The sequence below is a fragment of the Streptomyces sp. NPDC048521 genome (genome assembly GCF_043199855.1).
Classification (GTDB): domain Bacteria; phylum Actinomycetota; class Actinomycetes; order Streptomycetales; family Streptomycetaceae; genus Streptomyces.
In genome coordinates this window covers 298,219-311,174 of record NZ_JBICWR010000004.1, presented here as the reverse complement: position 1 = coordinate 311,174, position 12,956 = coordinate 298,219, and the positions used below count along the sequence as shown (strand labels likewise).

9 protein-coding genes, 1 tRNA gene and 3 pseudogenes are annotated in these 12,956 nt (G+C 71.8%); 5 read left to right on the top strand and 8 right to left on the bottom strand.

Annotated features, from left to right (window positions below; translation table 11 throughout):
- Positions 1-231: 231 nt before the first annotated feature.
- From ACGFRF_RS12390 to ACGFRF_RS12380, 3 genes and pseudogenes are all read right to left on the bottom strand, one after another.
- A pseudogene (locus ACGFRF_RS12390) lies at positions 232-399 on the bottom strand (TetR family transcriptional regulator); the annotation flags it as partial.
- Positions 400-747: 348 nt separating this feature from the next.
- Positions 748-1,140 (bottom strand): annotated as a pseudogene (locus ACGFRF_RS12385) (TetR/AcrR family transcriptional regulator); the annotation flags it as partial.
- Positions 1,141-1,860: 720 nt separating this feature from the next.
- Positions 1,861-2,859, bottom strand: coding sequence for an RNA polymerase sigma factor RpoD/SigA (locus tag ACGFRF_RS12380; RefSeq protein ID WP_393738887.1), 999 nt, complete (start codon positions 2,857-2,859; stop codon positions 1,861-1,863).
- 190 nt (positions 2,860-3,049) lie between these two features.
- Here ACGFRF_RS12380 and ACGFRF_RS12375 point away from each other — a divergent pair, with 190 nt between their 5' ends.
- Positions 3,050-3,568, top strand: coding sequence for a GNAT family N-acetyltransferase (locus ACGFRF_RS12375; RefSeq protein WP_393738885.1), 519 nt, complete (start codon positions 3,050-3,052; stop codon positions 3,566-3,568).
- A gap of 14 nt (positions 3,569-3,582) precedes the next feature.
- On the opposite strand, the gene ACGFRF_RS12370 is transcribed toward ACGFRF_RS12375, so the two are convergent.
- On the bottom strand, positions 3,583-4,350 hold the full coding sequence (locus ACGFRF_RS12370; RefSeq protein WP_393739351.1) for a dioxygenase: 768 nt from the start codon (positions 4,348-4,350) through the stop codon (positions 3,583-3,585).
- Positions 4,351-4,513: 163 nt separating this feature from the next.
- On the opposite strand from ACGFRF_RS12370, the gene ACGFRF_RS12365 reads away from it, so the two are divergent.
- Entirely contained in the window at positions 4,514-5,023 is a 510-nt protein-coding gene (locus tag ACGFRF_RS12365; RefSeq protein ID WP_393738883.1) for a MarR family winged helix-turn-helix transcriptional regulator, read from the top strand.
- A 10-nt stretch (positions 5,024-5,033) separates the two neighbouring features.
- Here ACGFRF_RS12365 and ACGFRF_RS12360 read toward each other — a convergent pair whose 3' ends face one another.
- Together ACGFRF_RS12360 and ACGFRF_RS12355 are read right to left on the bottom strand one after the other, a co-directional pair.
- Positions 5,034-6,572 (bottom strand): MFS transporter, encoded by a 1,539-nt coding sequence (locus ACGFRF_RS12360; protein WP_393738881.1) that lies wholly within the window; start codon positions 6,570-6,572, stop codon positions 5,034-5,036.
- A 234-nt stretch (positions 6,573-6,806) separates the two neighbouring features.
- Complete coding sequence (locus ACGFRF_RS12355; RefSeq protein ID WP_393738880.1) at positions 6,807-7,454, bottom strand: TetR/AcrR family transcriptional regulator; 648 nt, start codon at positions 7,452-7,454, stop codon at positions 6,807-6,809.
- 279 nt (positions 7,455-7,733) lie between these two features.
- On the opposite strand from ACGFRF_RS12355, the gene ACGFRF_RS12350 reads away from it, so the two are divergent.
- The 3 genes from ACGFRF_RS12350 to ACGFRF_RS12340 all read left to right on the top strand — a co-directional run bounded on the left by ACGFRF_RS12350 (position 7,734) and on the right by ACGFRF_RS12340 (position 11,343).
- Positions 7,734-9,017 (top strand): M6 family metalloprotease domain-containing protein, encoded by a 1,284-nt coding sequence (locus tag ACGFRF_RS12350; protein ID WP_393738878.1) that lies wholly within the window; start codon positions 7,734-7,736, stop codon positions 9,015-9,017.
- Positions 9,018-9,296: 279 nt separating this feature from the next.
- On the top strand, positions 9,297-11,006 hold the full coding sequence (locus tag ACGFRF_RS12345) for an IclR family transcriptional regulator C-terminal domain-containing protein (protein WP_393738876.1): 1,710 nt from the start codon (positions 9,297-9,299) through the stop codon (positions 11,004-11,006).
- 264 nt (positions 11,007-11,270) lie between these two features.
- A tRNA-Arg gene (locus ACGFRF_RS12340) sits at positions 11,271-11,343 on the top strand.
- 71 nt (positions 11,344-11,414) lie between these two features.
- Here the strand turns inward: ACGFRF_RS12340 and ACGFRF_RS12335 are convergent.
- Both ACGFRF_RS12335 and ACGFRF_RS12330 read right to left on the bottom strand, forming a co-directional pair.
- Positions 11,415-12,194 (bottom strand): annotated as a pseudogene (locus ACGFRF_RS12335) (tyrosine-type recombinase/integrase); the annotation flags it as partial.
- Positions 12,195-12,249: 55 nt separating this feature from the next.
- Positions 12,250-12,810: a hypothetical protein gene (locus tag ACGFRF_RS12330; RefSeq protein ID WP_354888576.1), complete on the bottom strand. Its 561-nt coding sequence runs from the start codon at positions 12,808-12,810 to the stop codon at positions 12,250-12,252.
- Positions 12,811-12,956 lie beyond the last annotated feature (146 nt).

Below are 12,956 nucleotides of genomic sequence, written 5' to 3'. Positions count from 1 at the left end.
CGCGGAGGCGCCCCGCGAGCCGGCGGAACTGGCGGTGTGCGTACGGGAGCTGGGCGGGCGGTTGAGCCGGGCGGGAGGGTGAGCGGAGGCGGTCCGCGAGCACTCCGGGATGCGCCGGGGCTCCTGCGGACCGCAGGTCCGCCACCACCGCCCGTTGGGGCCGCCCGGCCGCCTTCCGCGGCCGGGGCTCCCGCGGCGCGCAGGACCGCCCTTACCGCCCGCTGGGGCTGCCTAGCCTTCCGCGTCCCAGCCGAAGCCCCGCAGGGCACGCAGGTTCCGCAGGGCCAGGGCCGCCGGGCCGTCCGGGCCGACAGGCGGGGCCGTGCCGGCGGCCCAGCACTCCACGGCCACACGGACGGCAGCGCCGGCCACGGCCGCGGCGAAACGGAGGGCCGGGGTGACCTCGGCGGAGGTCTGGGTGACCTCTGCGGTGGCCGGGGTGACGTCGGCAGAGGCCTGGGCGACCTCGGCCGTGGCCGGGGCGACGTCGGCAGAGGCCTGGGCGACCTCGGCCGTGGCCGGGGCGACGTCGGCAGGGGCCTGGGCGACCTCGGCGGGGGCTGGGGCCGTGCCGGCAGGGGCCGGGGCGACTTCGCCGGAGGCCGGGGTGGCCGGGGCCGGGGCCGGGATGGCTTCGGCGGAGGCCGGGGTGGCCCCGGCAGGGGTCGGCGTTGCGGCAACGTTGTCCGTGGCGGTGCCGGTGCCGCCCGTTCCGCTCGCGCCGCCCGCGCTCGCGGGGGAGGACAGCCGGGTCGCGAGGATCTCGCCCAGCGTTTCTTCCGACGCCTGGCACACCTCCGCCCAGACCTTGCGCAGGGCCGGGCTGGTGTCGGCCAGGCGGATCAGGGTGCGGACCCATTCCCAGGACGCGGCGGAGACGCCGGCTCCGGGGCTGAGGGTGTGGCGAACGGCGTGCTCCAGTGCCTCCGGGACGGTGAGGTGGGCCGGGGCCGCACGGACCGCTTCCGCCCAGCGCTGGGCGCCCGCCGCGTAGAGGGGGGCGACCGCTTCCTCCTTGCCGGCGAAGTAGCGGTAGAAGGTGCGCGGTGCGATGCCCGCGGCCTGGGCGATGTCCTCGGCGCGGGTGGCCCGCAGTCCCTGCTGGACGAACAGGCGGGCCGCCGCCCGGGCGATCTCCATCCGGGTCTCGGCCTTCCGGCGTTCGGTGAGGGAGACCGGCGCGGAGGCGGAAAACGGCTGGTGGGCGGTGTTGCGGGTGGCGCTCATCTCGGCAGGCTATGCCGCTGTGGCAGAATCTGCCATCCGACGGTCCACCCCGGGGTTCAGGTACGGGGTGGGCCGCCGTTCCAACGCGTCCACCATCTCGGACACGCCCGTTTTCGACACCGCCGTTTCCGATGCGCCGCCTCCGACGCGCCCGCTCGGATGCGCCCGCCTCCGACGCCCCCTCTCGAATGCCCCCTCTCTGATGCCCCCCTCGTGGCCGATCAGCAGCCTGCCGCACTGTGCCCCACCAGAAGGAGCCGGGCCCCGGCGCCTGGGGGGTAGGCGCCGAAGCCCGGCTCTAGAAGGTCCCGGCGCCGGGGGGGATTGCGGCGGGACGTGGCTCACGTGGGGTCGGCCAGGGTGCGATGTCGCGTGGGGGACGGCAAGGGCACCGGCCGGTGGTGCGGGGTGTGACCGGCGGTCCGGAGACCGGTGGTACGGATGGTGAGTGGTGCGGCGAGGTGGGGAGTGCGGCGACTGCGGTTCCCGGGGCCCCGCTCCTGGGCCCGGAAGGGTTTTTCCCCCGGGCCCGGGACTTGAAGCGGTGGGACTACGCCATGTTTGCGCCGTCTTTCGCCACCGGGCGCGCGCACCGCGCGGGCCCCGTGCGCCCCCTGCTGCCGCCCGCGTCCGTTACGCCGCCGCGTCGAAGCCGGTGTCGCGGGCCAGCTTCTTCAGTTCGAGCAGGGCGTGCTTCTCGATCTGGCGGATGCGCTCACGCGTCAGGCCGTGCTCCTTGCCCACCTCGGTCAGGGTGCGCTCGCGGCCGTCCTCGATGCCGTACCGCATCTTGATGATGGAGGCCGTGCGCTGGTCCAGGCGGCCGATCAGGTCGTCCAGTTCCTCGCTGCGGAGCAGGGTCAGGACGGACTGCTCGGGGGAGACCGCCGAGGTGTCCTCCAGCAGGTCACCGAACTGCGTCTCGCCCTCGTCGTCCACCGACATGTTCAGGGAGACCGGGTCACGGGCCCAGTCGAGGACGTCGATGACGCGCTCCGGCGTCGCGCCCAGCTCCTTGGCGATCTCCGCGGGCTCCGGGTCGCGGCCGTGCTCGCGGTTGAACTCGCGCTGCACCCGGCGGATGCGGCCCAGCTCCTCCACCAGGTGGACGGGGAGCCGGATCGTGCGGGACTGGTCGGCGATGGAGCGGGTGATGGCCTGACGGATCCACCAGGTGGCGTACGTCGAGAACTTGAAGCCCTTGCGGTAGTCGAACTTCTCGACGGCGCGCACCAGGCCGGCGTTGCCCTCCTGGATCAGGTCGAGCAGGGGCAGGCCACTGCGCGGGTAGCGCCGGGCGACCGCGACGACCAGGCGGAGGTTGGAGCGGATGAAGACGTCCTTGGCCCGCTCACCCTCGGCGACCAGCGCCTCCAGCTCCTCGCGGGTGGCGTCCGAGGCGCTCTTCTCGTACCCGTCGAGGACCTGCCGCGCGAACACACCCGCCTCGATGGTCTGGGACAGCTCGACCTCCTTGGCGGCGTCGAGCAGCGGCGTCCGCGCGATCTCGTCGAGGTACATGCCGACCAGGTCGCGGTCGGCGATCTCGCCGCCATGGGCGCGAACACTGCTTGCCGAGTCGACCGTCTCGCCGGCGGCGGACTGACGACGGGCGACGGCACGGGTTGCCATGCGTGCTCCCTTGCGATGGTGGGCTTGCGGGTGGTCCTGTGAACGCTCGGCACTCCGGGACTGTCTCCGGGACTCTCCTCGAGTGCCCTGCATCCGTGGGAAACAACGACTGGAATCCGGACAGAATTCCCAACCCGCACCCCGATTTTTCTGATCATGCAGTACCCTGTCCGCCACACCGGGAGGCAGGATGGCGTCGGCACATACAGAGGTGCAGGTCAGGCCCGGAGTCGAGGGTGATCTGGAACCCCTCACGGCCCTGTACAACCACTACGTACGTGAGACGGCCATCACATTCGACACGGCGGTCTTCACTGCGGAAGAGCGCCGCCCTTGGCTGCTCTCCCACCCGGAAGACGGCCCGCACCGGCTGTTGGTTGCCGCGGACGCACGCTCACAGGAGATTCTGGGCTACGCCACATCCAGTCCTTACCGGCCGAAGCCGGCGTACGCCACGTCCGTGGAGACCTCTGTGTACGTCGCCCCGGGTGCGGGCCGGCGCGGGATCGGCAGCCTGCTCTACGACGCCCTCTTCAAGGCGCTGGCGGACGAGGACGTGCACCGCGCCTACGCGGGCATCGCCCAGCCCAACGAGGCCTCCGCGCGGCTGCACGCCCGCTTCGGCTTCCGGTACGTCGGCACCTACCGCGAGGTGGGCCGCAAGTTCGGCCGTTACTGGGACGTGGCCTGGTACGAGAAGGACCTCTGAGGTCCGCCGAACCGTCAGCCGAACTGCACCGACCGCTTGGCCATCCCCATCCAGAACCCGTCGATCACGGACCGCTGCGCGTCCAGCTCGCCGCCCGCCTCCGCCGCGCCCATGGTGACGAAGAGCGGGGCGAAGTGCTCGGTGCGCGGGTGGGCGTAGCGGCCGGCCGGGGCCTTGTTCAGGAAGTCGAGCAGCGCGTCCCAGTCCCGGGCCTGGAGTGCCCGCCTGCCCCAGTCGTCGAACTCGGAGGACCAGCTGGGTACGCCGTTGCCGGCGTACCGGAGGGCGGCGAGGTTGTGGGTGAAGAAGCCGGAGCCGACGATCAGCACGCCCTCGTCCCGCAGGGGGGCGAGCTTGCGGCCGATGTCCATGAGGCGGACCGGGTCGAGGGTGGGCATGGAGATCTGCAGGACGGGGATGTCGGCGGCCGGGAACATCTCGACGAGGGGGACGTAGGCGCCGTGGTCGAGGCCGCGGTCGGGGATGTCCTGGACGGGGATGCCGGGGGCGCGCAGCAGTTTGCGGACGGACTCGGCCAGCTCGGGGGCGCCTGGAGCGGCGTACCGGACCTGGTAGTAGTGCTCGGGGAAACCCCAGAAGTCGTAGACCAGCGGGACGGTCTCCACGGCGCCGAGTGCGAGCGGGGCCTCCTCCCAGTGGGCGGAGACCATGAGGATGGCCTTGGGGCGGGGCAGGCCGGCGGACCAGGCGGCGAGCTGGCCGGGCCAGACCGGGTCGTCGGCGAGCGGCGGGGCGCCGTGGCTGAGGTAGAGGGCGGGCATGCGCTCCTGGGCGGCGCCCTGCGCGGCCTCCCGAGCGGCGTCCTGTGCGGTGGCGGACATGGTCGCGGCTCCCGATCGTCCCGATGCTTTAACTCTCAAGCTCTTAGCGAGCTTACGCCGGACTTGTTCAAATTTCAAGGAGCTGACTCGTACAGTGGGACACATGACTACGGCACCGGACTCCGCCGCGGGGCACCGCTGGCTCACCGACGAGGAACAGCGCGTCTGGCGCGCCTACTTGCACGCCACGACCCTGCTGGAGGACCACCTCGACCGGCAGCTGCAGCGCGACGCGGGCATGCCGCACATCTACTACGGCCTCCTCGTCGGCCTCGCCGAGGCACCGCGCCGCCGGCTGCGGATGACCGAGCTGGCGATGCAGGCGAAGATCACCCGCTCCCGGCTGTCCCACGCGATCGCCCGGCTGGAGAAGAACGGCTGGGTGCGCCGCGAGGACTGCGCCTCCGACAAGCGCGGCCAGTTCGCGGTGCTCACCGACGAGGGCGTGGAGGTGCTGCGGCGCACCGCGCCCGGCCATGTGACCGCCGTACGGCAGGCGCTGTTCGACCGGCTCACCCCCGAACAGCAGAAGGCCCTCGGCGAGATCATGGAGATCGTCGCCGAGGGCCTCCAGCCCAACGAAGCGGGTGCGGACCTGCCCTGGCTCCGCTAACGGCTCACGGTCAGTGGGCCACCACCGGCACCGGCACCTCGTCCTCGACGCCGTCGCCGGAGGCCACCGGCGAGGTGTCCGGACGGCCGGCGTTGACCAGGGTGAAGGCGATCAGGGCGGCGAGGCCCAGGATGCCGACGGCGAACCAGATCGCCATGCTGTAGCCGTGCACCTGGCCCTGGAGCTTCACCAGCTCCTGCTGCGGCTTGGCGGCGGCGCCGGCGATGTGGTCCTTGATGTACGAGGTGGTCGCGGACGCGGCGATCGTGTTCAGCAGGGCGGTGCCGATCGCGCCGCCCACCTGCTGCGAGGTGTTGACCATCGCGGAGGCGACACCGGCGTCCCGGGGCTCCACGCCCTGGGTGGCCAGGGACATCGCCGGCATGAACGCCGTACCCATGCCGAGGCCGAGCAGCAGCATCGCGGGCAGCAGCAGGGCGCCGTACGAGGAGTCCACCTCGAGCTGGGTCAGCAGCAGCATGCCGAGCCCGGCGACCAGGAAGCCCGGGCCCATCAGCAGCCGGGGCGCGACCCGGGTCATCAGCCGGGTGCCGATCTGGGTGGAACCCGTGATCATGCCCACGATCATCGGCAGGAAGGCGAAGCCGGTCTTCACCGGCGAGTAGCCCTTCACGATCTGCAGGTAGTAGGTCAGGAAGAGGAACAGGCCGAACATGCCGATGATGGCCAGCCCCAGGGACAGGTAGATGCCGCCGCGGTTGCGGTCGGTGATCACGCGCAGCGGCAGCAGCGGGGCCTTCACCCGGGACTCGACGACCACGAACGCGAGCAGCAGCACCACGGACGCGACGAACATCGACACGGTCACGGCGTCGCCCCAGCCGTCGGACTCGGCGCGCGTGAAGCCGTAGACGAGCGCGACCAGGCCGAGGGTGGACAGGATCACGCCGGGGATGTCGAGCGGGGAACGGTTGCGGCCGCCCTCCGGCTCACGGATGACGAAGTAGGCGCCGGCCGCGGCGACGACGGCGAACGGGACGTTCACGAAGAAGGTCCAGCGCCAGTCCAGGTACTCGGTGAGGAAACCGCCGAGGATCAGACCGACGGCACCGCCACCACCGGCGATCGCGCCGTAGATGCCGAACGCCTTGGCGCGCTCCTTGGCGTCCGTGAACATCACGGCGAGCAGCGACAGGGCGGCCGGGGCGAGCAGGGCGCCGAAGACACCCTGCAGGGCGCGGGCGCCGAACATCATCGCGCCGGTGGTCGCGGCACCGCCGAGCGCTGAGGCGGCGGCGAAGCCGACGAGACCCAGGACGAAGGCACGCTTGCGGCCCCACAGGTCGGCGATACGGCCGCCGAAGAGCAGCAGACCGCCGAAGGCGAGGGCGTAGGCGGTGACGACCCACTGCCGGTTGCCGTCGGATATGCCCAGATCCGTCTGGGCGGAGGGCAGGGCGATGTTCACGATGGTGGCGTCGAGGACGACCATCAGCTGGGCGAGCGCGATGAAGACGAGCGCTTTCCAGCGGTTGGCGTCACCGCTCGGTGCGGCGGCGCCGGGAGCCTTGAGGGCTGCTTCGGACATGGAGGTACCCACTTCGGGACTTCGTGACGGAAAAAGGCGAGAAAAACGGAACAGGAAAAGCTGACGTGACTGGAGACGGAGACGGAGACGGCAGGACCCGGAAAGGCCACCGGTGTTGACGGACTGTGGTCGAGGGCCGGACTAATCGGTGCCGGAGCGGCCGGTGCCGGACCGGTCGGCGCCGATCGGTGCCGAGCCGATCGGTGTCGGACCGGCCGGTGCCGGACTGACGGATCAGGACGTGCGCAGCTCCTCGAGCGTGACGGCCCTGCCCGGCAGGGCGGAGCGGGCGGGAGCCCGCAGGCCGTCGAGGAACAACTGAAGGTGGCGGTGGACGAAGCGGTCGCCCCGGAGGCAGTCCGTGCCCATCGGGGGCCGGCTCAGCTGGGCCACGACGACCAGCAGATCACCGACGCCGACATCGGCCCGGAGCTGCCCGGCCGCCTTGGCCCGGCCCATGACCTCCTCGACGAGCTGCTCGACGCGCTCCCGGGAGGCTTCCAGGTCGGGGTGGTGCTGGTCGAAGGTGGCGGAGACCATCGGGCACAGCGCGCTGATCCGCTCATCGGCGGCGACGTGCACGAAGCGCTCCAGGGCTGCGAAGGCGTCCCCGGTCTCGGTGAGGGCCACCTCGGCCGCCTCGGCCGTCCGGTCCATGACGGAGCAGACGACCTCGCGGACCAGGGCCTCACGGTCCGGGAAGTTGCGGTACACCGTGGCGTTGCCCACCCCCGCCCGGCGGGCGATCTCGTCGAGCGGCACATCCGGGCCGTGCTCGACGAACATCTCCCGGGCGGCGGTGACGATCCGCTCCCGGTTGCGCACGGCGTCGGCACGCGGCCGGGTCACCTTGCGCGGTGCGGGGGAGGTCGCGGTCGACACGGCGTACTCCTCGAAGGCGTTGGGGGCGATCCGGGGAAGCAGTCCCCGTTTCGCTCGGACACAGGGCTAAACGGGGAAACGGTCCCCGGTTATTTCCCGCCGCCGAAAAGAAGTGCTGTGACCTGAGCCACACTCATCATCCGCGGGGATTCACCCCGTTGCGGACCGGCATTCCCACGGTCGGTCTCCTCCAGCGCGCGCCCTCCACCCCGTCGACACAGGGTGATCGCAAGGGTGCAGCCGGAGATCGGCGGCTGCCGTGGAGCGAGAGGTCCATGCATGCAGCCGCAGTCGCCTCGCCGCCGCATACGCCCGCGCCGGGTGGCCGCCCTCGCCGTGGTGACCGCGCTGACCCTCACCGTCAGCACCTCGGCCGGGACCGGACATCTGCCGGCGCCCACCACCGCCGGGCCCATCGGCCTGGCCCGCTCCGCCAAGCTCTCCCCCTGCATGATCCGCAGCGGTCTGGACGTGCAGATGACCGAGGGCGTCCCCACCCCCCGCGGCTACTCCCGCGCCACGGGCACGGTCCGCGCCCTGACCCTGATGGTCGACTTCTCCGACGCGCCCGGCAAGGGCAACGCCATGGACCGCTTCAGCGAGTTCTTCCCGCAGACCCAGGAGTGGTTCCACAACGCCTCGTACGGCCGGCTCGACTACCGGCCCGAGACACCCATCACCACCTGGTTGCGGATGCCGAAGACATTCCAGGCGTACGGCATAGAGCGCGGCGCGCCCTTCGACCCCGGCTACCGGCAGCTGGTGCAGGACATCGTGGCCGCCGCCGACCCGACGGTGGACTTCCGCTCGTACGACCTGCTGAACGTGCTGGTCACCCCGAACGCCGGACCCTCCGCCCTGGACACCGTGCTGTCCGTGACCTTCGCCGGCAACCACGAGGCCCCGGTCGCCGACGGCGTGCCCGTCGCCAACGCCTCCTTCGTCTACTCCCGCCAGGACGACGGCTCCGGCTCCTACGCCCGCACCGGCTACCGCGTGCTGCCGCACGAGAACGGCCACACCTTCGGCCTGCCCGACCTGTACACACAGGAAGGCGGGGGCGCCGTCGGGCACTGGGACATCATGAGCGAGGACTGGGGCGCCAACAACGACCTGCTCGGCTGGCACAAGTGGAAACTGGGCTGGCTGGACGGCGACCAGATCGGCTGCGCCGCGAAGCCGGGGAGCGCGGAGTACATGCTGACGCCGCTGTACAAGCCGGGCGGCGGGAAGTTGATCCTCGTACCCATCGACACGCGGACCGCCTACGCGCTGGAGCTGCGCGCGCAGGGCGGCAACGACGAGACGGTGTGCCGGCCGGGCATCCTGATCTACAAGGTCGACGCCACGGTCGACACCGGACGCGGTCCGGTCACGGTCTACGACAGCCACCGGAGCAGCGGCGGCTGCACCCGCAGCCCCAACGTCCACGCCGAACTCTCCGACGCCCCCTTCTCCCCCGGCGAGACCTTCAAGGACCCCCGCCACGCCCTCACGGTCCAGGTACTGAAGGCGGACGAGGAGGGGAACTACCGGGTGCGGGTCACGCGGGGGGCGGCGTAGGGGGAGGAGGGGGCGGGGGTGGTGGGGGTGGCGGGGGTGTTGGCCTGAGTCCGCGGAGAGGCTTGGCGGCGGGTGAGGGCTGGGTTGGAGGGGTGTCGGCCCGAGCATGCGGAGGAGCGTGGCGGCGGGGCGTGAGGGCGGGGGTTGGCGGAGGGATGTCGGCCTGAGTCCGCGGAGGGCATGCCGACGGGATGTGGCGGCGGGTGAGGGCGGGGGTTGCCGAATGGGTGCCGGCCGGGGTTTACCGTAGGCGTGCCCGTATGCCGTACCGGAGAGACGATGCCCGCGAAGACCGCCCAGGATTCCGGCGACCCTGCCGAGGACGGGCCGTCGGCCGAGACGGTCGGCAGCATCGGACCGGCCACCGAGACGGTCGGGGCGCCCACCGAGGCGGACCCGTCACCGGCACGGACAAGCGGGCCGCCCGCCGAGGTGGTCGGGCCGCTGGTGCGGGGCGTCGGGGTGCTGCGGCGGCTGACGGAGGCGGGCGGCACACTGAGCCCGAGCGCGCTGGAGCGGGCCACCGGGCTCGCCCGTTCCACGGTCGACCGGATCACCGCGACCCTGGCCCGCATGGGCCACGTCCGCCTCGACGGCCGGGACGTCGTCCTCACCCCACGCGTGATGGAACTGGGCAACGCCTACCTGGCCGCCCTGCGCCTGCCCGCACTGCTCGGCGCGCACGCCGACGCCCTCGCCGACGAACTCGACGAGTCCGTGTCGCTCGCGGTCGCCGACCTCGACGGCATCCGCTTCATCCACCAGGCCACCCGCCGCCGGGCGATGTCCGTGAGCTTCCGCATCGGTGACCTGCTCCCGGCCGAACGCACCGCGCCCGGCGCCCTGTTCGCGGCCGAGTGGACGGAAACGGACTGGGAGCGGTGGCGTTCCCGGCGGCGCCAGGACCCGGCGGACGCGACCTTCCCCGCCGTACCGCCCCGCTCCCCGTCCGCCGCCGACGACTTCGCGGAGCGTGTGGCGCGGGCCGGGCGGGACGGCTGGGCCCTGGACGACCAGCTGATCGAGCCGGGCCTGGTCGCGGTGTCCGTACCGGTACGGGAACCGGACACCGACCGCGTCGCCTGCGTGGCGAGCGTGGTCAGTCATACCAGCAGGCACTCGGCGGCCGGCCTGCACACCACCCTGCTCCCCCGGTTGCGTACGGCGGTGGCGGCGATGGAGGCCGAGCTGCGCACGGCGCCACCGCCCGAGCCCGGGCCGCCGCCCACCGGCCTGGCCGCGTGGACCAGCGCCTCCAAACACGAGTTGGGCCGGGACTTCGTGGAGTCCCTGGCCCGGGGACTGACCGTGCTGACCGCGTTCGGCGAGGGCCGGCCGGCGCTCGCCCTGACCGAGGTGGCGCGGGCCACCGGCCTGTCCCGCGCCACCGCCCGCCGGGCCCTGCTCACCCACGAGCACCTCGGCCTGGTGGCGGCCCGCCCCGACCGCACCTTCTCCCTCACCCCGCGCGTCCTCGACCTGGGTTTCCCGCCGCTGTCGCGCAGCACGCTGCCCCGCCTCGCCGAGCCCCATCTGCGGGACCTCGCGGACCGGTTGCACGAGCCGACGGCGCTGGCGGTACTGACGGGCGAGGGTACGGAGATCCAGTACACGGCGGGGGCGGGCGCGAGCCGCGTCCTGACCGTGCACATCACCGTGGGCGCCCGGTTGCCGGCCGCCGCGACCTCCCTCGGCCGCGTCCTGCTGGCCGACACCGCCGCACCACCGTCCCCGGCGCTCGCCGAGATCCGTAGCCAGGGGTACGCCCTCGTCGACGCGGAGCTGGAGTCGGGGCTGCGGTCGATCGCCGTACCGGTACGGGACCGGGCGGGCCGGGCGGTCGCCGCGGTGAACGTCGCCACCCACGCGGCCCGGCGCACCGTGGAGGACTGCGTGCACGACCTGCTCCCCGACCTGCGCGCGACCGCCGACCGAATCCAGGACGACCTACGCACCGCGTCCCGCTTCACACCGGTACCGCCCCTGTGACCCGCCGCCGCCCACACGCCCCCGCCGCCCGCACGGGAACCAGGACGGTGATCACACCCCCCACTGATCACCCACTGCATGACGCTGGATCACCCACTGCATGACCCTCACAGACATCAGCGCCCACCCCAGCCCTGATCCGGTACCCTGTGGACCGAGCGCTCTGGCAGGCGCTGCTGTGTGCCACGCGGCCTCCGCGCCGCACGTCACCGCAGCAGCCCGACCCGGATCGCTCAGGGCTTGACCGAGTTCCACCCAAGCCCCGCCTTCGTAGCTCAGGGGATAGAGCACCGCTCTCCTAAAGCGGGTGTCGCAGGTTCGAATCCTGCCGGGGGCACAAGGGAAAAGGCCCCGGACCGATCTTGGTCCGGGGCCTTTGACATCCACTTCTGACATCAACGGGGTCGGTCACCCGCGATCGGGGCGCCTCTTCCGCAGCAGCCTGTCCATGTGGCTCATGGCCTCGCGCTGGGTGTCCTGCACGACGTGCGTGTACACGTCCATGGTGATGCTGATCTGGGAGTGGCCCAGGATCTCCATCACGACGCGGGGCGCGACTCCGGCCGCCGTGAGGAGCGTCGCCGTGCCGTGCCGAGCGTCGTGCAGCCGGATGACGCGGAGGCCGGCGGACTGGGCGACGCGGGTGAAGGAGCGGTAGAGGTTGCGCGGCTCGACGGGGCGCCCGGTCCGGGTGGCGAAGACATAGTCCGACTCGTGCCACCTCTCCCCCGCCTTGGCGCGGGCAGCTCCCTGCCGCATCCGGTGCCAGCGCAGGGGCGCGATGCAGAGGGCGGGCAGCGGAATGGCGCGACGGCGGCGGCTCTTCGGGTCGTCGTCGTACAGGACCCCACGGCGACGCTGGACCTGGTGACGGACGTAGAGGACACGGTTGTCCAGGTCGACGTCCGACCAGCGGAGGCCGACGATCTCTCCCCTGCGGAGCCCCATGGCGATAGCGAGCACGAAGGCCGCATAGAGCGGGTCCTTACGGGAGGCCGCCAGGAAGTCGAGCGTCTCGTCCAGAGTCCAGGGACGCAGCTCTGGGGTGTCCGTGCGCGGTGGCTCGACCAGCTTGGCAACGTTGCGCGTGATCAGCTCTTCACGGCAGGCGGAGGACAGCGCGGAGCGCAGAACGCGATGCGACTCCTTCGCGGTTGCGGCGGTGGTCTCCTTCTCCAGGCGGACGACGACGGTCTCGCCCCGACGCCGGGGCCAGTCCTGTACACGTCTGACACGCGACGCCTCAGCCCTCCTGCGCCGCGACATCGGTGATCTCTACGGACACCTTCGTACCCGCGGAAGCAGTGCTGATGATGGACGGCGTGTAGTTCAAAGTCGTCCGGTCCGATAGCTCGGCCGTCTCGATGACCGGGCCAGACTCGTCGCCGTGGATCTCATAGGTGATCTCGTAGACGGCGTCCGGGTCGATGCCTTCACTGTCTCCCAGGTAGGTCAGGTTCGGCTCGACCGTCACGTTGCAGCCAGCCGACCCGAAGCACTGCCGCTTGGTGGTGCGCAGCTTGATCATGAAGCTGTCGGCGTCGACCTCGTCGTAAGTCGGCTCGGTGTCTTCTGAGGCAGCGGTCGCGACGTCCTTAGCCGGGGTAGTCGTCTTGGTGGTGGCGGCCGGCTTGCTGTGGTCGTCGCCGGACTGCACAACCACGATGCCCGTGGTTACGACAGCGGCGATCACGGCGGCGGCGGCACCGATGATCACGAGGTTGGTGCGGTTCTTCTTCGCTGGCGTTGGCGGCTCGGGCGGGAGAGGCGGCAAGAAGGCGGGTGGTGGTGTGGCGTCACTCATGGTCCCCCCATGATTTGTGGCTAGTGCACGCATCATGCGGTGTGTGTGGGTGGCGTGAAGGCGTCGTAGCCGGACCGTGACTTGCATTCCGTCGAACCAGCGACGAGGCACCATCCGTAGCGCCGTGCGTGTGCTTCCGGTGCGGG

What these genes read in the sequence shown, in the direction of transcription:
- ACGFRF_RS12370 (WP_393739351.1), bottom strand. Translation starts at nt 4,350, where the DNA reads ATGCCCGCCCTCTACCTCAGCCACGGCGCCCCGCCGCTCGCCGACGAC.
- ACGFRF_RS12365 (WP_393738883.1), top strand. Translation starts at nt 4,514, where the DNA reads ATGACTACGGCACCGGACTCCGCCGCGGGGCACCGCTGGCTCACCGAC.
- ACGFRF_RS12380 (WP_393738887.1), bottom strand. Translation starts at nt 2,859, where the DNA reads ATGGCAACCCGTGCCGTCGCCCGTCGTCAGTCCGCCGCCGGCGAGACG.
- ACGFRF_RS12375 (WP_393738885.1), top strand. Translation starts at nt 3,050, where the DNA reads ATGGCGTCGGCACATACAGAGGTGCAGGTCAGGCCCGGAGTCGAGGGT.
- ACGFRF_RS12350 (WP_393738878.1), top strand. Translation starts at nt 7,734, where the DNA reads ATGCAGCCGCAGTCGCCTCGCCGCCGCATACGCCCGCGCCGGGTGGCC.
- ACGFRF_RS12360 (WP_393738881.1), bottom strand. Translation starts at nt 6,572, where the DNA reads ATGTCCGAAGCAGCCCTCAAGGCTCCCGGCGCCGCCGCACCGAGCGGT.
- ACGFRF_RS12345 (WP_393738876.1), top strand. Translation starts at nt 9,297, where the DNA reads ATGCCCGCGAAGACCGCCCAGGATTCCGGCGACCCTGCCGAGGACGGG.
- ACGFRF_RS12330 (WP_354888576.1), bottom strand. Translation starts at nt 12,810, where the DNA reads ATGAGTGACGCCACACCACCACCCGCCTTCTTGCCGCCTCTCCCGCCC.